The organism is Rhizobium sp. P43, assembly GCF_056730705.1.
This window is the reverse complement of the sequence record NZ_CM161539.1, coordinates 1061564-1078592: the sequence shown is the minus strand read 5'-3', so window position 1 is coordinate 1078592 and position 17029 is coordinate 1061564. Positions and strand designations below refer to the sequence as shown.

Sequence of the window (17029 nt, the reverse complement as noted above, 5' to 3'; positions counted from 1 at the left end):
TTCTCCCCGCAAGCGGGGAGAAGGCGAGTGCGGCCAGCGTCTTGCCCCCTTCTCCCCGTTCACGGGGAGAAGGTCCCGGCAGGGGGATGAGGGGCCGTAGCGCCAATCCATCCTCAGGCATCAGCCTTCGGCACATAATTCAACACCGGCCCCAGCCAGCGCTCCACCTCGCGCACATCCATACCCTTGCGGGCCGCATAGTCCTCCACCTGATCGCGCTCGACCTTGGCAACGCCGAAATAGTAGCTGTCGGGATGGCCGATATAGAGGCCCGAAACAGAGGAGCCCGGCCACATGGCATAGCTTTCCGTCAGCGTCACGCCGGTCGCCTTGGTCGCATCCAAGAGCGAGAACAGCGTCAGTTTTTCCGTATGGTCGGGCTGGGCCGGATAGCCGGGCGCGGGGCGGATGCCGCCATAGGTCTCCGAGATCAGCTCCTCCGGCGTGAAGGCCTCGTCCGGCGCATAGCCCCAGAATTCGCGACGCACCCGCTCATGCATGCGCTCGGCAAAGGCCTCGGCAAAGCGGTCGGCCAGGGCCTTGACCAGGATCGAGGAATAATCGTCATTCGCCCGCTCGAAACGCTCGGCGATCGCCACCTCCTCGATGCCGGCCGTCACAACGAAACCTCCGACGTAATCCTGCAGACCCGTCTCGACTGGCGCCACGAAGTCCGACAAGGCGACATTGGCCCTGCCCTCGCGTTTGGCGATCTGCTGGCGCAGCGTGAAGAAGGTTGCAAGCTCGTCGGCGCGGCTGTCATCCTTGAACAGCCGGATATCGTCACCGACAGCATTGGCCGGCCAGAAGCCGATCACCGCACGCGGACGGAACCAGTTTTCCGCAATGATCTTCTCGAGCATCGCCTGCGAATCGGCATAAAGCTGACGGGCCGCCTCCCCCTGCTTCTCGTCGTCGAGAATGGCCGGGAAACGCCCCTTCAGCTCCCAGGTCTGGAAGAAGGGCGTCCAGTCGATATAGCGGGCGAGCTCGGCCAGATCATATTCCTCGAACACCTTCGTGCCCGAGAAGCTCGGCTTCGTCGGCTTGTAAGCACCCCAGTCGAGCTTGACGGCATTCTCCCGGGCAGACGCCAGCGGCTGGCGCTGCTTTTCGGCCTCCGCCCGCGCATGGGCCTCGGCCACCTTCGCATATTCGGCGCGGATACCGTCGACATAGGTCTCGTTGCCATCCTCAGCGAGCAGGGACGAGACGACGCCGACGGCGCGGCTGGCATCGGTCACATAGACCGCCTGCCCCGCTTTGTATTGCGGGTGAATCTTTACCGCCGTATGCACCCGGCTCGTCGTCGCACCGCCGATCAACAGTGGAATATTGAACCCCTGGCGCTGCATTTCGGATGCCACATACACCATCTCGTCCAGCGATGGCGTGATCAGGCCGGACAGACCGATGACATCGACATTTTCCGCTTTCGCCACTTCGAGGATCTTGGTCGCCGGCACCATGACGCCGAGATCGATGATCTCGTAATTGTTGCAGGCGAGAACCACGCCGACAATGTTCTTGCCGATGTCATGCACATCGCCCTTGACGGTCGCCATCAGCACTTTGCCCGCCGCCTGGCGTTCGCCGGTGCCGCCATTCAGCCGCTTCTCTTCTTCCATATGGGGCAGCAGAACCGCCACCGCCTGCTTCATCACCCGCGCCGATTTCACCACCTGCGGCAGGAACATTTTTCCCGCACCGAAGAGATCGCCGACGACATTCATGCCCGCCATCAGCGGCCCCTCGATAACATGCAGCGGACGCTCGGCCTGTTTGCGCGCCTCTTCCGTATCAACATCGATGAATTCGGTGATCCCATTGACCAGCGCATGCTCCAGCCGCTTTTCGACCGGCCATTCGCGCCAGCTCATGTCCTGTGTCCGGGTCTTTGCCTCACCCGTGCCGCGATAGCGTTCGGCGATCTCCAGCAAGCGTTCCGTTCCGTCCTTGCGACGGTTCAGCACCACGTCTTCACAGGCCTCGCGCAGGTCCGGATCGATGCTCTCGTAGACCGCGAGCTGTCCCGCATTGACGATGCCCATGTCCATGCCCGCCTGGATGGCATGGTAGAGGAAGACCGCATGCATGGCTTCCCGCACCGGCTCGTTGCCGCGGAAGGAGAAGGAGAGGTTCGACACCCCGCCCGAGACATGCACCAGCGGCATTTCCTGCCTTATCGTCCGGGTCGCTTCGATGAAGTCGACGCCGTAATTGTCGTGTTCCTCGATACCGGTCGCGACCGCAAAGATATTGGGATCGAAGATGATGTCTTCAGGCGCAAAGCCCGCCTCTTCCGTCAGGATGCGATAAGCGCGGCGGCAGATTTCGACCTTGCGCTCATAGGTATCGGCCTGCCCCTTCTCGTCGAAGGCCATGACGACGACGGCAGCACCGTAATTGCGGATCAGCTTGCCCTGGGCGACGAAATTCTCCTCGCCTTCCTTCAGCGAGATCGAGTTCACCACCGCCTTGCCCTGCACGCATTTGAGGCCGGCTTCGATGATCGGGAACTTCGACGAGTCGATCATGACCGGCACCTTGGCGATGTCAGGCTCGGCGGCAATCAGGTTCAGGAATTCGACCATGGCCTTTTCCGAATCGATCAGGCCCTCATCCATGTTGATGTCGATGATCTGCGCGCCGTTCTCCACCTGGTCGCGGGCAACGGCGAGTGCTGCCGTGTAGTCGCCTGCCGTGATCAGCTTGCGGAACTTGGCCGAGCCGGTGACATTGGTTCGCTCGCCGACATTGACGAAGGGAATGTCCTTGATCAGTTCAAACGGCTCAAGCCCCGAGAGCGACATGAAGGGCCGATGCTCGGCCGGCTGGCGCGGTGCCCTGCCCTTCACAGCCTCTGCGATCGCGGCGATATGCGCCGGCGTCGAACCACAGCAGCCACCGACGACATTGACGATGCCCTCCTCGGCAAAACCGGCAACGAGTTCCGCCATTTCTTCCGGGCTCTGGTCGTAGCGGCCGAATTCGTTCGGCAGGCCGGCATTTGGATAGGCAGAGATGAAAGTATCGGCGACGCCGGACAATTCCTGCAGATGCGGCCGCATGGCATCTGCCCCGAGCGCGCAGTTCAGGCCCACTGCAAAGGGCTTGGCATGGCGCACGGAATTCCAGAAGGCCGTCGGCGTCTGGCCCGACAGCGTGCGGCCAGAAAGATCGGTGATCGTGCCCGAGATCATCACCGGCAGGCGAATGCCCTTGGCGAGAAAACGCTCTTCGCAGGCAAAGATCGCCGCCTTGGCATTCAGCGTATCGAAGATCGTCTCGATCAGGATGATGTCGGCGCCGCCATCGATCAGCCCGTCGATCTGCTCGCCGTAAGCAAGGCGCAGATCGTCAAAGGAGACGGCGCGATAGCCGGGATTATTGACATCCGGCGAAATCGACGCCGTCCGGTTCGTCGGTCCGATGGCACCGGCGACGAAACGGCGCTTGCCATCCTCGCGCTCGGCCCGCCAGGCCGCCCGGCGCACGAGTTCCGCGCCGTGACGGTTCAGGTCATAGACCGCCCCTTCCATCTCGTAATCGGCCTGGGCGATGCGGGTCGAGGAGAAGGTATTGGTTTCGAGGATATCGGCACCCGCCATTGCATAGCGGAAATGGATGTCCTCGATGGCGTTGGGCTGGGTGAGGATCAGCAGGTCGTTATTGCCCTGCTGATGGCAGGCGCAGCCGAGGAAACGCTCGCCGCGAAAATCCTCTTCGGTAAGGCCGAGCCCCTGGATCTCCGTGCCCATGGCGCCGTCGAGGATCAGGATACGCTCGCGCGCCGCCTTTTGCAGCGCTTCCAGGATCTCCGCTCCGTCCCGGGCAGCACCGTCACGGCCGAACAGTGAATCGAGCATCTGCGAAGTCTCCTATTGTGTCTGCGACACGAGCCAAATCACATAAAGACATCTTTATGTCAACATGCGATCATCCTGTGACTGTCAGCGCGGAGGCCGTGACAGCGACCCCACCGGTCGGATATAGAGGCTGCAACGATGCAGCCCGGGAGGACAAAATGTCGGAAAATCAATCGCAGCAGGCCCTGTCGACCTCCTGGAGCACACGCCCCTATCATCGCAAATGGCTGCTGGCCCAGGCCGATGGCCTGTTCGATTTCTTCCAAGGTCCCGCGCTCAACCCGAAGGGCGGCTTCTACGACCTGTCGCGCGACGGCAAGCCGCTAGTTACCGACAATCCAGCGCGCGGCATTCATGCCAGCGCCCGCATGGTGCATTGCTACGCGATTGGACACCTGCTGGGCCGCCCGGGCTCGACCGATATCGTCGATCACGGCATGCGCTATCTCTGGGAACGCCACCGCGACCAGAAGAACGGCGGTTACTTCTGGCAGGCAAACGACACCGGCGCTGTCGACGACACGAAACAGGGTTACGGCCATGCCTTCGTCCTGCTGGCGGCGTCCTCGGCCAAATGCGTCGGCCATCCGCTGGCAGACGCCATGCTCGCCGACATCACAGAGGTGATCGAGAAGAAATTCTGGGAAGAGAGCCACGGCGCAATCGCCGAGGAATTCTCCTCCGACTGGCAGCCCGTCCCCGGCTATCGCGGCCAGAACTCCAATATGCACCTCACCGAAAGCCTGATGGCCGCTTTCGAGGCGACAGGCGAGCGGCATTACCTCACCAAGGCCGAACGCATCGCCGACCTGATCATCAACCGCCGCGCCCGCGAAGAAGCCTTCCGTGTCGCCGAGCACTTCGATGAAAACTGGGTGGTCGACCGCAATTACTACCATCCAAACGAAATGTTCCGCCCCGCTGGCACCACACCCGGCCACTGGCTGGAATGGGCTCGCCTTATCCTGCAGCTGTGGGGGCTCGGGGATAAGCAACACGACTGGATGCCGGAAGCCGCGCGCGGCCTCTTCTTTCAGTCCATGGCGCTCGGCTGGGACAAGGACAAAGGCGGCTTCTTCTACACGCTCGACTGGGCGAACGCCCCCGACAAGCGGGCCAAACTCTGGTGGCCGCTCTGCGAAGGCGCTGCCGCTGCCCACTTCCTGAACCAGCACCAGGAAAGCGACTTCCACGAGGAAAGCTACCGCAAGATCTGGAACTATATCGCGAATAACAATCTCGACCGGGAGCATGGCGGCTGGTTCGAGGAACTGACCGAAGACGGCAAGCCATCAAACAGCCTCTTCCCCGGCAAGGGCGACATTTACCACGCCCTCCAGGCCTGCCTCATTCCGCTCTTCCCGGCAGACGGCAGTCTGACGAAAATGATCGCCGAACACCCGCTCGACGTCTGAGCATCCACGAGACCGGCAGATGCAAAAAGGGCCGGAAAACCGGCCCTTTCTCTATTCCAGGATTGCGATCAGCACTCACTGCTCGATCGCATAGGTGATGTTGACGGTCACCGAATAGAGGTTTTCGCCAGATGCGATCGGCACCGACTCATCCGCCATCTTCGCCATCGGTGCGGCCGCATAGACCTGCGGCATCGGGCGGGCGAAATTCTCCGAGATCTCGACGACCCGACCGAGCTTGACGCCGGCAGCGTCCGTCAATGTCTTGGCCTTAGCCGCAGCCTTTTCGACCGCCTGCTTGCGCGCGGCCTCGATGGTCGCTTCCGGATCGTCATTGGTGAACGAGATGCCGCCACCCTGGTTGACGCCGAGTTTCACCGATTGGTCGATGATCGTGCCGAGCTTGGCGAGGTCCCGCACCCGGACCGTCAGACCATTGCTGACCGTGTAGCCGACGATCACGGGCGCCTCGTAGGTGCCATCGCTTCGGGTATCCTGCTTGTATTTCGGCTGGATGGAGAATTCCGTGGTCTGCAGATCCTTCTCCGCAATACCCTGCGCCTTGAGGGCGGCGAGCACCTCCGTCATCGCGGCGCTATTGGCAGAAAGTGCCTCAGACGCCGTATCGGCATCGCGGACAACGGCCAGCGATATGACGGCCATATCCGGCGACACGGTCGCCTCGCCCTCGCCGGACACCATGATCGTAGCCTCGCGGCGCTCCGCCTCGGCAGCCAGCGCCGGCGCGATAAAACCGGCCGTGAGTACGGAACCCGAAAGGGCCGTCGCAACGACGAGGCTGCGTGTAAATTTCAGCATGAATATGTTTCCTTGTGTCCCGCAGCGCCAGCGGACCTCTTCGTCTCACCCGGCGCAATGCCCTTCCACCACCTGTGATGACGCGTGATTGTGAAGCCATTGCGGCAGAGGCTTGTCGCATACCTGAAATTGCGTTAGAGCCCGTCACCGGTGCGGGGTAACCATTGCCCGCCCGACGGCATCGCGCCGGGCTGGGCCTGTAGCTCAATGGTTAGAGCCGGCGGCTCATAACCGCTTGGTTGGGGGTTCGAGTCCCTCCGGGCCCACCAAATTCCTTCGATTTCAAAGGCATTTAGCCACCGGTTAGCCACCTCTGTTCCCGTTGTTTTCCGGCGAACCGGCGAACCTATTGCGTCCGCTTCTCGGATGGCCGATGAAAGTCACATGACAGGGACACACTCGATTCGTGCATTTGCGGCCATTGCTCTTCTAACGGCAGCCTTAACAGGCACGGCGTCGCCAGCTTCAGTGCGCACGATCGACGGCGACACGATCGAAGTCGATGGCGAAACAATCCGAATTCTAAACATCGATACGCCAGAGATCCGGCACGCCCAATGCGATGCAGAGCGACGGCTCGGTCAGGTCGCAAAGAGTCGCGTCCGGGAGCTACTGGCCAGCGGCACGATAGGAATACAGCGGGGTGACGGCAGTCGCATGACTGACAAATACGGCAGAACCCTTGCAGTCGTGGATATCAACGGCGTCGACATAGGCGAGCAGCTGATCGCCGAAGGCCTTGCCCGCCCTTGGACCGGCAAGCGTCGCAGCTGGTGCAATTGACGCCACTCTTGCAAGCCGCACGAACCGAGCCATATGCTCGATCATGGCCATCAAACCTCCACCCCGCCCTGCACAGCATCCAGATCGCTTCCTAGACGCGCAGGAAGCACTGGAGGATGATTTGCTGCAGCTGGTGGATAATGCTGTCGAAGTTGGTTGGGGAGAGGTCGAGACCCTCGCGGCTCTGGTAGCCGTCGCGGAAAACCGCATGCTCGCGATATGCGAGAATGAAAGGGTCAATCGGCAGATCGAGGAGCTGCGCAAGCGAGGCCCGCAATGAATTGGGACCGAGTCGTCATGGTTATCGCTGCGCTGATGATCTTGGCCACTCTGGTCTCAGTCGGCGCGCAGATCTGGAGCCTATTCGGATGACCAAGACAATCTGGTCGACGGTCCCGACGCTCGGTAACTTCACGCTACCGATCATAGAGCTGATGTGCACGGAATGCGATCGGCGAGGTCGCTACAATCTTGCGCGCGCGAAAGAGAGACACGGCCCGGACATGACATTGAACCAGTTCATGCGGCTGACCGCGAACTGCCCGCGAGACGGCGACGCGAAACGACCTTGCCGCGTCGGATGTCCGGATCTCGCTTATATGTTCACTGGAGCGCCTTTTGGGGCATAAGATTTTGGCAGATCGGGCTTTACTGTCGGCGGATCTCCCGCTGGATACGCAGCTCCTCCCGGATCCTGTCCGTCTCCTGTGCCAGGAGCTTCAGCGTGCGGTTCCCGTCGTGAACTTCCTCGGTCAGCTCGCGCAGCGCCTCGGTGTGCGCTTCAAGAGCGGATGTGGCCCGATTGAGCGCAGTTGGATCAACGACCACGGCCGCCACCTGCGCGGTGCCTGCGGTCGCTGGCGCGGCCTTCTGCCCCTGCAGTAGGCCAAGCCATCGCGCGCCCCAGACGGCCCCTACTGTTGCGCCGAAGGCCAAGAGCGCTGGAAGCGGCAAGTTAGCGATCTGCTGTTCCATTCCTGATTTCCCCCTCGTCGTGTGCGGCCCGGTGGATGTTGACGAGTTCGCCCATCGCGAAAAGCGGATAGATGGCGAGCCAGGTCGAGACGACATCGGAGGAGTAGAACCCGAATGTGATGCCTGCCCAGATGAAGCAGCCGATCCCGGCTGACACCTGCCTGATTTGCGGCGTCACATTCTTGCGCGCGCCGTTGATGATGAGGCCGACGATGCGCAGCACGCCGACCCAGAACATGGTCCAGCCGAGAATATCCTCGGAGGGAAAGACGTCCCGAAATGTTCTCCAGGCCGGCTGGTTGAACGTTTGCGTCGGCATGAGGAGAACGCAGCCGAACAGCATCATGTGTGCGGCCATGAACCATTCCATCATGCGAGGCCCGAAGCGATGCTGGATGCGGATCCAGATCCCCGGCCCCCGATAGCCCTCCGCCGGCGTCATGACCGCCTCGCCTTCTCGACGGCTTTCATCACGGTATGTCCACCCATGTAGAGACTGGTATAAATGGTGAATATTCCGAAGAAGTTGGCGAAATCGATACCCGCTTCGATCTGAATGCCCGGCACCATCGCCCAGAGCATCGCATTGACGATCGGCCGTACGAGCATGAGCCAGCCGACGCAGGCCAGCATCAGCCACATGCCTGCCGGACGCCAAGCCCAACCGAACCAGTGTTCTTTCTGCATCTCCGCCAGCATCAACTCGTTGGCAAGCTCCTGGCTGCGGGCATGTGCGAGAATGATGTCCGGTGATTCTTCGACCGCCTGAACCGCCTGCTCGATGCGATCCGCCGGCAGCTGCGGCAATTGCTCAGGCTGTACGCCGGCCTGGTTTGCGATGGCGTCGATCACGGCCCCGCCGGCCTCGCCAGCGATGCCACCGACGTGCTTTTCCAGCAGCGACTTGACGACGGGCGCACCGATCCGCGCGGCTGCCTCTATCAGGACGGATGCCACAATGCTCATTGAGTGTTCTCCTCATGAAGGATCGATCGAGGACCAAGGTCAGACGACCGCGTCGCGTCCGCGCCAGGTGTTGATGTGCCTCGCGATCACGTCGCGCTTGCGCCAGGCCACATAGGCCAGAAGACCTGCAACCCCGATGCAGGCGCCAGTAACAACCCAGCTCCACGGCAGTCCGCTGGCGAGCGCCGCGGCACCAGCAACCGCGCCGCCGGCAGCGCCTTTGGTCGCGGCCTCCGAGGCCACAGTCGCTTCGCGGCGCAATTGTGCCAGCGTGGCCGGTCCCAGAATGCCGTCTGCCGTGAGGTGAGGATGCGCAGTCTGGAAAGCCACGATCGCTGACGTCGTCTTTGGCCCCATCCATCCGTCGACAGATCCTGGGTCGAAGCCGGCTTTGCGCAGCAGCTCCTGCGCTTCCCGCACCACCTCGTCGGGGCCGGATGGCTTTGAGGTCTGCACACTGCGCTGCACGCCCTCCGGCTTGGTGTAACGAAGGTCGCCATAGTCGCCGCGCAGAAACAGTGCAGCCTCTTCCCGGCGTCGACGGACGAGCCCAGGAAGCTTCCTTCCGCCGGCGGTGTTGTAGTTGCTGCCAAGGATAGACCCGGCAGAAGCCACGTCGCCTCGGCGCCACGCATCAGCCCAGCGCCAACCCATGGCGCCCGTGCCGAGGTTGAAGATGGCGCTGGTGGCCGCATCCATCTGCTGCTGCGTGCGGCCGGCGGGAGAGTTCTTCACCACGGCGGGTTCGAACTCGTCAGCCAGCACGGCGGCGAAGATCGCATCGTTCTGCGCGATCGTGATCTTCGTTTTGCCCGGCACCAGCTTCGTGATGCCGATTTTGGCAAGCTCGCGCCGCACGGCAGCACTGCGCATGGTGAAGCCGGTTCCGATCGTCGGAATTCCAGCCGCGTCAAGATAGCAGGTCAGCACAACGCCTTCATGCCCGCGCGTAAAGGCGCGGCCACGGGGGGACGTGGTCGTGATCATGGGAGGCTCCTCATTTTCTCGGGTAAGTCGTGCAGAATGGTTTTCAGAAGCGCGAAAGAAAACCAAAAGTGCTCGTCCGACTGGCGGATGCGCCTTGGTTGTGCTACCCACCACCACACCAACAATGGAGAGGGGCGTGGTAAAGAACGTGATCCGACAACTAGTCGGTGGGTTTTCGCTTTGGATGGCCCTGTGCGCAGGCCTCATCGCGCTGGGACTCGCTGAGATTGAAACTGATGAACGGCTTGGCACCGTCACGAGAGGGCCGACGCTTGCCATCGGCATCTAGTTCGGCTGCACAGCGGCTTTCTGCCACCCTAAGCTTTTCTTTGGCCTTTTGCGCCATTGCGGCAGTGGTGCTGTCCAATCAGATCGGCGCTCACTTCGCGCTAGCAGGCCGAGCGTTCCATTTGTTCAGCATAGGTATTTGCTGCTCAATCCTGCTAATACAGGAAAAGCGCTTCATTAAGTTCGCCGGTCTTTCCTTGTTAGCCTTCTTGCTCGGCGCTACCGGCTACCGATTGCCTTACCAGGTAGCCATCTGCCTAGTTTTCTTTGCCGCCGGCGCCTTGATCGGACATAGGAATCGTGAAGGTTTCACAAACGCGTTGCTCATAATCCTCACTGCCTCTGCAGCGCTCATGGCCCTTCAGCTTGCAGGTGCGGGAGAGTGGACGCAGCTTCTGACAACGCACGGATACGTTTCGGAATCTTTTCAAGTACCTAAAACGTCTCATCCGACTTTCATGCTTGGCTACGCCGAGGTTGAAGCGAATTACCTTCAGGGTCGGCCGGCGGGGCTACTGCACTCAAACCAGTTTGCCTCATTGTTAATCTTGGTTGGATTTGGATTGTGTGCGCCTTCGATCGCTGCGAGAAACATCGTCGCAGTAGCGATGCTGTCTATTTCGGCGGCATTGTCGCTTGCAAAAGTGGTCTTTCTCGGCGTCGGCCTGATCATAATCTACAACTACTTTTTTGGTTGTCGCCGAGGCGCTGTGAGGATGGCAGCAGCTTTGGCTATTGCGCTTGCGGCATATGCCCTTCTGTTCCCAGGAGTATTCCAACTCTACTTTTTCAACTGCCACAACATTTGGCAAAGCATCGCTGTGAGGATTGCAGATCTGGGTCACTCGATTTTCGGGACGAACGAGGCTGGCATCTTCAGTTGGCTTGATAACACCAACTTCTGCCCATCTGAGGCTGGGATATTGCGACAGGACATTTTGGAGTTGATTGCGTCCGAGGCCGCTTCGTCCAGAACGGTTTCCGGCTACTCAACCCTGGTCCCGTTTTTACCAATACTTTTGACCTTGATATTCGGCGCGTACTTTTTGTGCCTTCTCAACAATGATGCGAGAAAGGCCTTTGAGCGGAATTCGGCAGCCTTTGGCGTCGAACACGTATCACTTGCGATTGCCCTTGCTACCTTTTCACTGGCGGCCAATTTTCTCGATTCTCCTGCCTTCTGGCTATTGGTCGGGCTTGCCATTCCCGGCCAACTGCTGTTCAGGCGTTAAGCCGAGTTGATCTTCTGCGCGGCACCAATCACCGCACCTCCGTTCGTCCCGCGGCAGTTTACTAGCGTGTGGTGCGAACCTGAAGAAAGAGTAATATTCGAAAGCGTATTCAAGCAGAAGATGCGGTTTCCAAGCAAGGTATGCGTGCACACCCCCGTAGCATCAACCCAGTTTTCAATGATTACGTCACTGCATGCGACGGAAGCAAGAAGGACGCCGTCTCGTCCGGTAGCGCCAGCGTGTCTCGTATAGATGTTGGCGACCCGAACGCCCTTGGCACCTTCAGTCAAAGAGCGAAGGAACGACATGTTTGGAGTGGATTCTATCCACTCAACGCCTTCTATGTTCACATTGCCACCACCCTCAATGAGGAACATGCACTTCGAGTCCTGAGTGGCGCTGTGGTTTATGCGCCCCCCGCGCACCCTGACCCCTTCGCAGTTGGCGAAGTGGAACCACCCCAGAGCATCGATTGCCGCTGCGGCGGGCAACTCCGCTGTGACGGAATAAAGATCAACGCTTGGGCAAGAATCAAAATAGCATAATCCGTCGCGCGTGTTTTGATCCCACGGGTCGACGTATAGAGCCTTCATCGAGATGCAGGTGCAGTTTGTCGCGTAGATGGCGTAGCCTTCAGTTGCTTCGATGCTCACGCGATCCAACGTCGGATAAAAGACGTCGATCATACGAAGTCCGCAGTTCGAATGCAGGATGTCGATGTTAAGGAGGCCAGAGAGCGTACAGCCCTCAAGGGTGATGGCGTAAACGTCAGTCCCGCCCTGATTTCTCACCATGATATCATCGGCAACCGTATACTGACCGCCAACGTATAGCCCGCGCCCGGCGCTTTCATTCTGCTCCAGTGTGAACCCACCGACTCGACCAAACGATGTGTTGAGACCGCCGCTTGCCCACGGCGGCGAACCGGGAGTCGGGCCGTAAGACCCGGCGCGCTCAAACGTGACAGCGTTTTCTGTCAAAGACAGGTTCTTGAGTACCGTTTTAGCTCGCCCGGCCCCAATTAGAGAAGCATTCCGGTAGTTGTAGAGTTCGCCGTTGAAGCCGATCGCCCCGGCCGGAAGACGGCAAACAAGGCCACCGCCGGTCGGACTGTAGTCTTCGTATTCGGCCGCAACCTCCAAGGCTGCCATGATAGCTTGACGATCGTCCGTGCCATTCAGGTTTGCACCGAACCATTGAGGGTAGACATTCGTAAAGTCCCACCGCCTGACCCAGGCCCCGTTCTCGCCTGTCACAGCCTGCCCGTTAGCAATGATGAACATTCCCTCAAGCGGATCAAGCAGCCGCTTGAATGTCTGGTTGGTCGTGCCAGTCAACGTGACCGGCGTCCCTGCGCGCATGTTGGCGTAGGACGTAGCCAGTTGGAAGGTGTTTGAGCCAGTTCTGATGACCCAGTACTTCGTCCCGGCCGTCACGCCGTTGGCTGTCGCGGTGGCTAGCAGAACTTGCCCACTGTAGAAGCCGTGCGCGGTGGCAGTGAAGGTATTTCCAGAGACTGAAGTGCTGGCGACGATCTTTGTCACCAGCCTGGCTGACAGATCGCTATCCACGCGATCAAAGTGACCAGAGCGGAGCCTATCCACCAATTCCACCGACTTCTGTGTTGTAGGATCAATTGCCTTGATCTCTGCGATCGTCGACTTCGCGGCGCCACCGCCTCCGACGTCGTCGTCAAGCATCGCGTCAGATACACGAATGAGTGTCATGTCTTTTCCTTAAGCGAAGACTGAGCCGGCGATGCCGGATTGAATGGATGTTGTTGAACCATTGTCGCCGTACCATGTGGTCGTTCCGGTAGCCGTCGACGATTCGAGCCACGTAAGCGCGTGGCGACCAATACCGGCAAGCCCCCGGAAAGTTGCACTAGGCAGCGCTGCGCGGTTGGCCACTTGGCACTCAGCGAACGTGAAAAGCGAACCAGCTACTGGTGCGGTAGTGCTGTCCAATCCGATGAAGACACGAACGCCGCACGGCACTGTTCCGTTGGTAGCTACAGCGGATATGACAGCTTCGACGAAATCCTCATCGAGACCCCGAACGAAATCCAGCTGGTTTGCCGCATTTGCGTTCGCCTGCCGAATTGTTGCTAGCGTATAGTTCCATGTATCCGCACCTTCCACCGCCCGCATTGGACGATGGCGACGGTTATACATATTCCACACCCAGCGCCGGGACATGGAGTCCTCACACTGCTTTGAAGCGCTAAGGTAGATGGTGCCCAAATAACGCTGCGTCGGTGTCCCACTCTTGACCAGAATGCCGTTTTGCGAAGCGAGAGGAGTAGCGCGCGTCGTATCGTTGGTCCAAGCTGCCAGGACGAGCGATGGAACGCCGCCGTTGAAATCCATGAATACATCATGCGGCCGCGATGCGGTGCCACCAGATAATGCAAGCGAAAGTTCGCCCGGAGCAAACGACCTCCAGAGGGTGCCGGAGTAGAGCCATACCCGCTCGCCAGAATACGGCGTCCAATAGATCGTCGGTGCACCAGTGACATCGGTAGATGGTACTGCCGCGCCAGATGCCAAAGTTAACCTACCTTGGCACTGCGCATACAATGCCTGCGCGCCGATGGCCGCGACGATCTCGGCCCCCTGCCCTGTGTTGATGCTGCCGCCAGATACTGTGCCAGCCGATGGCGTTCCCACCGATACCTCGGTAGCCGTAATGATGTAGCCAAAGATGTCGCTGCCGTTCGGTGGTGGCTCGGACCAAGTGAGCGTCGTGCCGCTCGTGGTGAAAGCGGCCCCCGGCTTTTGAGCAACGCCATCGATGGCGACGCGCACGTTGTAGACGAAAACGGGGTCGATTGGCAGCGACAAGGTGGTCGTCAATCCATCGCCAGTCGCCGAGATTGGCGCGATGCCCAGCGTGATTTCGCCCGCAAGCTCGGCCCATTCTTTGGCAGACTTCGTTCCGCCACCTGCAGGCAGCGTTCCTTCCGCCCACTTCCGCGCAAGTTCGGCAGCAGACTCGGCCGCTTCCTGAATTGCCGCACTGGCAATGTCCGTCAAAAGTCGAAATGTCCCGCCCGTCACATAGCCGGCAACCACGGATCCGGCCAGTAGGGCACCGGGAAGGATATCTGAACCGCTGATAGTCTTCAGCGTCAAGGATGCGCCGCCGTTGAACGATATGGTCACAGGCGAGGAAGTGTTCGTATCGAAGACATTGAGCACTACCAAAACACCGGCAGTAACTGGGATGCTGGTGGTCGCTTGAATCGCGCTCGGCGTCCCCGCACCTACGTCGCTTGCGACCAGAAAGCTGTAGGGCAGGTCAGCAACGCGCGTCCACGAGCCACCTCCTGAAGCGCCGCTCTTTCGATAGATCCCATTGAAATCCGCCATCGCGTCCGCGACCACCCAGGCAAGAGTGTTTGCAGGATAGTCAACGTTGGCAAAAAGAGATGTACGCGTGTCGAAGACAGCGGCAGCACTTGCAGTAGCGGAGAGGAGCGTTTCGATGCTCTGTGACCATGCTCTGATAGCCGATTTCTTAGGCTTATGCACCCCGGAGGCCGGAACACCGTCGGTTTGATAGTCGCGGAATACTTCAGATCCAGGCGGGTTAATCGACATGAAGTTCTCCAAAAAGCAGTGAGCGTGATTGCGTCGGCTCTTATTAGCTGACGGTAAAGGCACCGGTCGCGACCGGAGCTGCGGCAGTGCCGGAGGCGTTGATGGCGACCAGGAAGCCGTATTTGGTGCCAGCGGTCAGTCCGGTGACGATCTTGCCATCGGCGATGTTCGCCGGCCCGTACTCGGTCGCGACAAGAGTTGCGCCTGTGAAGCTGTTCGAAGTGTTGATGTAGATGCGGACGCCCGCATAGTTGGCGCTGTTCGGCGCCACCCAAGTGAAGCTCGCCTGCCCGGCGCCCCCGGTCACGCCGGCGCCGGAAACGGCGGCAGGTGCCACCGGATCGGCCGTCGCGTTCAGCACCTGATATCCGGTCCAGTCCGAAGGCGTGCCGTTGCCCCAGGCCCGGAGACGAAAGCGATACTGTACGCCGTCAGCCAGGTATCCCGACCGGACCTCTGTCTGCCCTGCCTTCGAGTTCACCGAGAGCGGCGGCTCCGATCCTGATGTTCGTTCCCACTCCAGTTCATAGATCAGCGACGCCGCTTCGAAGGCCCAGCTGGCCTTCGCATAGGCAGCCGTGCCGCCACCGGTCACCGCTTCGTTCAGGATAACGACACTGAAGCCAGCAGGCGTAGGAACGCCACCGGGGGGAAGGATCACGACACTGGACCCCGGCGCGCCCTCTTCCGTCGCCGCATCGAAATCGTAAAGGGAGGCCGGAACGATGATCCCGGAGAACTCCACGGTGAGATTGCGCAGCGAAAGCTTTGGAGAGCTGGTGATCTCGACGACGACTTCCGACATCTTCGGCGGAAGATGGATCCTGATGAAGCGCCGGTAAGCCACATCCTTTGCAGGCTCGTAATGCGCAAGGACCGCGACTCTGGGCGCATTGGAGCGCTGATAGGTCAGCTTCTGCAGACGCTGCACATGGTTATGCGACTGCACCAGCACGTTATCGACTGTCTTGGTGCGCTCGGTTTCGTCGACATAGGGATCGCCGTAGATGGCGGCGTCGGCCGTGTTGAACGCCGACCCGATGTCGACATAACGACCGCGAACGGCAAGCACATTCCCAGCTTCTCGCGTGTTGCCATCCAGCTGGATGCTGATGATGTCGTCGCGGGTCAGCCGGATATCGGGCTCGACATAGCGCCCGGAATGAACACCGACCAGGCCATCGGGCCGCTCATACACGACGAGCTCTGCCGCCTGGTCCATGTTCCGGCCAATCTCGACCGGGTCATTGTTTGCCCTGAACCACATGCCGCCATGGTATCGGCGCTCCGATCCCCCGCTCCTGTTGGTGACGAACTCGTCACAGACATCTGCGGCGGCTTCCCAGTCGGGCAGGTAGACATCATCGAGCGAAAGCCGACCACCGACCGGGCTGGTCAGGTGCCACAATCGAAACAGCGCGATGTTCGAGGTGTAGCCGTAGGTTTCGGTGCGCGGATCGTAGATCTTCGAGTGCCCATAGAGATCCGCAGAGTGTTGCGGCATCTGGTTGGGATAGACATTGAGATAGTCCTCAGCAGCGGTCGATGCGCATGCCATCAGAACAGAGGCCAGCCCGTCTCCACGATGCTGCGCAGTCCAGATTGAAGGAAAGCGAAGCAGCAGGATCGCATAGGCGGTCTCCGCCGGAAGACCGCGCCGGGTCTCGATCGTCACGTAGCCCACAGAAGCCAGGAAGTAATGATCCGGACTGACGACCTGGTTCGATCCGTTGAGAACGACGGGATCATCATGCAGGTAATGCTGCGCATATCCTTGGACCTGATGAGCAGCGAAGACAGTGACGTGGTAGGCCGTTCCCGACGCCTCTTCCAGGAAGACGTAGTCGCCGCCCTTTTTCACCCGCCCCAGGACGTAGGAAAGTGATGGCACGTTCTGTTTCAGATTGTAGGAACCATCCTCCGGACGCGGAACGGACGGCTTCTGCACGAACAGCCCCTGCAGCAGCGTCGCGCCGTAGGCAAGCCCGGCATAGGCAAGCGCCATGGTGCCCAGATAGAGCGCGTTCGCAGCAAGGGTTGTCGTCGCGATCGAGGAGACGATCAGCGCCACTGTTTCGATTACGCCAGGCAAA

The 17029-nt window shown here is 60.1% G+C and carries 14 protein-coding genes and 1 tRNA gene; 6 read left to right on the top strand and 9 right to left on the bottom strand.

From position 1 onward, the window contains the following. Positions 1–113: 113 nt before the first annotated feature. Positions 114–3869 (bottom strand): methionine synthase, encoded by a 3756-nt coding sequence (metH, locus tag AC1PUL_RS05370; RefSeq protein WP_480467028.1) that lies wholly within the window; start codon positions 3867–3869, stop codon positions 114–116. 158 nt (positions 3870–4027) lie between these two features. Between metH and AC1PUL_RS05365 the strand changes: the two genes are divergently transcribed. Further along, positions 4028–5284, top strand: a complete 1257-nt coding sequence (locus tag AC1PUL_RS05365) for an AGE family epimerase/isomerase (RefSeq protein WP_480467026.1) — start codon at positions 4028–4030, stop codon at positions 5282–5284. Positions 5285–5359: 75 nt separating this feature from the next. On the opposite strand, the gene AC1PUL_RS05360 is transcribed toward AC1PUL_RS05365, so the two are convergent. After that, entirely contained in the window at positions 5360–6103 is a 744-nt protein-coding gene (locus tag AC1PUL_RS05360) for an SIMPL domain-containing protein (RefSeq protein WP_480467024.1), read from the bottom strand. 193 nt (positions 6104–6296) lie between these two features. On the opposite strand from AC1PUL_RS05360, the gene AC1PUL_RS05355 reads away from it, so the two are divergent. The 4 genes from AC1PUL_RS05355 (at position 6297) to AC1PUL_RS05340 (ending at position 7515) form a co-directional block, all read left to right on the top strand. Then, positions 6297–6372, top strand: a tRNA-Ile gene (locus AC1PUL_RS05355). A 97-nt stretch (positions 6373–6469) separates the two neighbouring features. Next, positions 6470–6886: a thermonuclease family protein gene (locus tag AC1PUL_RS05350; protein ID WP_480467023.1), complete on the top strand. Its 417-nt coding sequence runs from the start codon at positions 6470–6472 to the stop codon at positions 6884–6886. Positions 6887–6929: 43 nt separating this feature from the next. Continuing rightward, positions 6930–7166 carry a hypothetical protein gene (locus AC1PUL_RS05345; RefSeq protein ID WP_480467022.1) on the top strand — a complete coding sequence of 79 codons (237 nt, stop codon included), beginning with the start codon at positions 6930–6932 and terminating at the stop codon, positions 7164–7166. A gap of 88 nt (positions 7167–7254) precedes the next feature. Next, a complete protein-coding gene (locus AC1PUL_RS05340) occupies positions 7255–7515 on the top strand; it encodes a hypothetical protein (RefSeq protein ID WP_480467021.1) in 261 nt (86 codons plus the stop codon). Positions 7516–7534: 19 nt separating this feature from the next. On the opposite strand, the gene AC1PUL_RS05335 is transcribed toward AC1PUL_RS05340, so the two are convergent. The 4 genes from AC1PUL_RS05335 to AC1PUL_RS05320 are packed head-to-tail and all read right to left on the bottom strand — an operon-like array spanning position 7535 to position 9814. Continuing rightward, positions 7535–7861 carry a hypothetical protein gene (locus tag AC1PUL_RS05335; protein WP_480467020.1) on the bottom strand — a complete coding sequence of 109 codons (327 nt, stop codon included), beginning with the start codon at positions 7859–7861 and terminating at the stop codon, positions 7535–7537. Next, positions 7842–8303: a hypothetical protein gene (locus AC1PUL_RS05330; protein WP_480467018.1), complete on the bottom strand. Its 462-nt coding sequence runs from the start codon at positions 8301–8303 to the stop codon at positions 7842–7844. Before AC1PUL_RS05330 ends, AC1PUL_RS05335 begins: the two co-directional genes overlap by 20 nt. Continuing rightward, on the bottom strand, positions 8300–8827 hold the full coding sequence (locus AC1PUL_RS05325) for a 3TM-type holin (RefSeq protein ID WP_480467017.1): 528 nt from the start codon (positions 8825–8827) through the stop codon (positions 8300–8302). Before AC1PUL_RS05325 ends, AC1PUL_RS05330 begins: the two co-directional genes overlap by 4 nt. 39 nt (positions 8828–8866) lie before the next feature. Further along, positions 8867–9814 (bottom strand): glycoside hydrolase family protein, encoded by a 948-nt coding sequence (locus AC1PUL_RS05320; protein ID WP_480467016.1) that lies wholly within the window; start codon positions 9812–9814, stop codon positions 8867–8869. A gap of 227 nt (positions 9815–10041) precedes the next feature. Between AC1PUL_RS05320 and AC1PUL_RS05315 the strand changes: the two genes are divergently transcribed. After that, the gene (locus AC1PUL_RS05315; RefSeq protein ID WP_480467015.1) at positions 10042–11334 is read left to right on the top strand and encodes a hypothetical protein; all 1293 of its coding nucleotides are present in this window, start codon (positions 10042–10044) and stop codon (positions 11332–11334) included. Here the strand turns inward: AC1PUL_RS05315 and AC1PUL_RS05310 are convergent. From AC1PUL_RS05310 to AC1PUL_RS05300, 3 genes are read right to left on the bottom strand one after another with little or no spacing between them, the layout of a single operon-like run. Further along, positions 11331–13061: a hypothetical protein gene (locus AC1PUL_RS05310; RefSeq protein ID WP_480467014.1), complete on the bottom strand. Its 1731-nt coding sequence runs from the start codon at positions 13059–13061 to the stop codon at positions 11331–11333. The two genes, AC1PUL_RS05315 and AC1PUL_RS05310, sit on opposite strands and share 4 nt — an antisense overlap. Before the next feature lie 9 nt (positions 13062–13070). After that, the gene (locus AC1PUL_RS05305) at positions 13071–14936 is read right to left on the bottom strand and encodes a hypothetical protein (RefSeq protein ID WP_480467012.1); all 1866 of its coding nucleotides are present in this window, start codon (positions 14934–14936) and stop codon (positions 13071–13073) included. Between the two features lie 43 nt (positions 14937–14979). Continuing rightward, positions 14980–17028 carry a phage tail protein gene (locus AC1PUL_RS05300; RefSeq protein ID WP_480467010.1) on the bottom strand — a complete coding sequence of 683 codons (2049 nt, stop codon included), beginning with the start codon at positions 17026–17028 and terminating at the stop codon, positions 14980–14982. Between the last annotated feature and the right edge of the window lies 1 nt (position 17029).

Excerpts from the sequence above, each read along its gene's own strand:
- metH (WP_480467028.1), bottom strand. The coding sequence starts at position 3,869 with ATGCTCGATTCACTGTTCGGCCGTGACGGTGCTGCCCGGGACGGAGCG.
- AC1PUL_RS05365 (WP_480467026.1), top strand. The coding sequence starts at position 4,028 with ATGTCGGAAAATCAATCGCAGCAGGCCCTGTCGACCTCCTGGAGCACA.
- AC1PUL_RS05360 (WP_480467024.1), bottom strand. The coding sequence starts at position 6,103 with ATGCTGAAATTTACACGCAGCCTCGTCGTTGCGACGGCCCTTTCGGGT.
- AC1PUL_RS05350 (WP_480467023.1), top strand. The coding sequence starts at position 6,470 with ATGGCCGATGAAAGTCACATGACAGGGACACACTCGATTCGTGCATTT.
- AC1PUL_RS05345 (WP_480467022.1), top strand. The coding sequence starts at position 6,930 with ATGGCCATCAAACCTCCACCCCGCCCTGCACAGCATCCAGATCGCTTC.
- AC1PUL_RS05340 (WP_480467021.1), top strand. The coding sequence starts at position 7,255 with ATGACCAAGACAATCTGGTCGACGGTCCCGACGCTCGGTAACTTCACG.
- AC1PUL_RS05335 (WP_480467020.1), bottom strand. The coding sequence starts at position 7,861 with ATGGAACAGCAGATCGCTAACTTGCCGCTTCCAGCGCTCTTGGCCTTC.
- AC1PUL_RS05330 (WP_480467018.1), bottom strand. The coding sequence starts at position 8,303 with ATGACGCCGGCGGAGGGCTATCGGGGGCCGGGGATCTGGATCCGCATC.
- AC1PUL_RS05325 (WP_480467017.1), bottom strand. The coding sequence starts at position 8,827 with ATGAGCATTGTGGCATCCGTCCTGATAGAGGCAGCCGCGCGGATCGGT.
- AC1PUL_RS05320 (WP_480467016.1), bottom strand. The coding sequence starts at position 9,814 with ATGATCACGACCACGTCCCCCCGTGGCCGCGCCTTTACGCGCGGGCAT.
- AC1PUL_RS05310 (WP_480467014.1), bottom strand. The coding sequence starts at position 13,061 with ATGACACTCATTCGTGTATCTGACGCGATGCTTGACGACGACGTCGGA.
- AC1PUL_RS05305 (WP_480467012.1), bottom strand. The coding sequence starts at position 14,936 with ATGTCGATTAACCCGCCTGGATCTGAAGTATTCCGCGACTATCAAACC.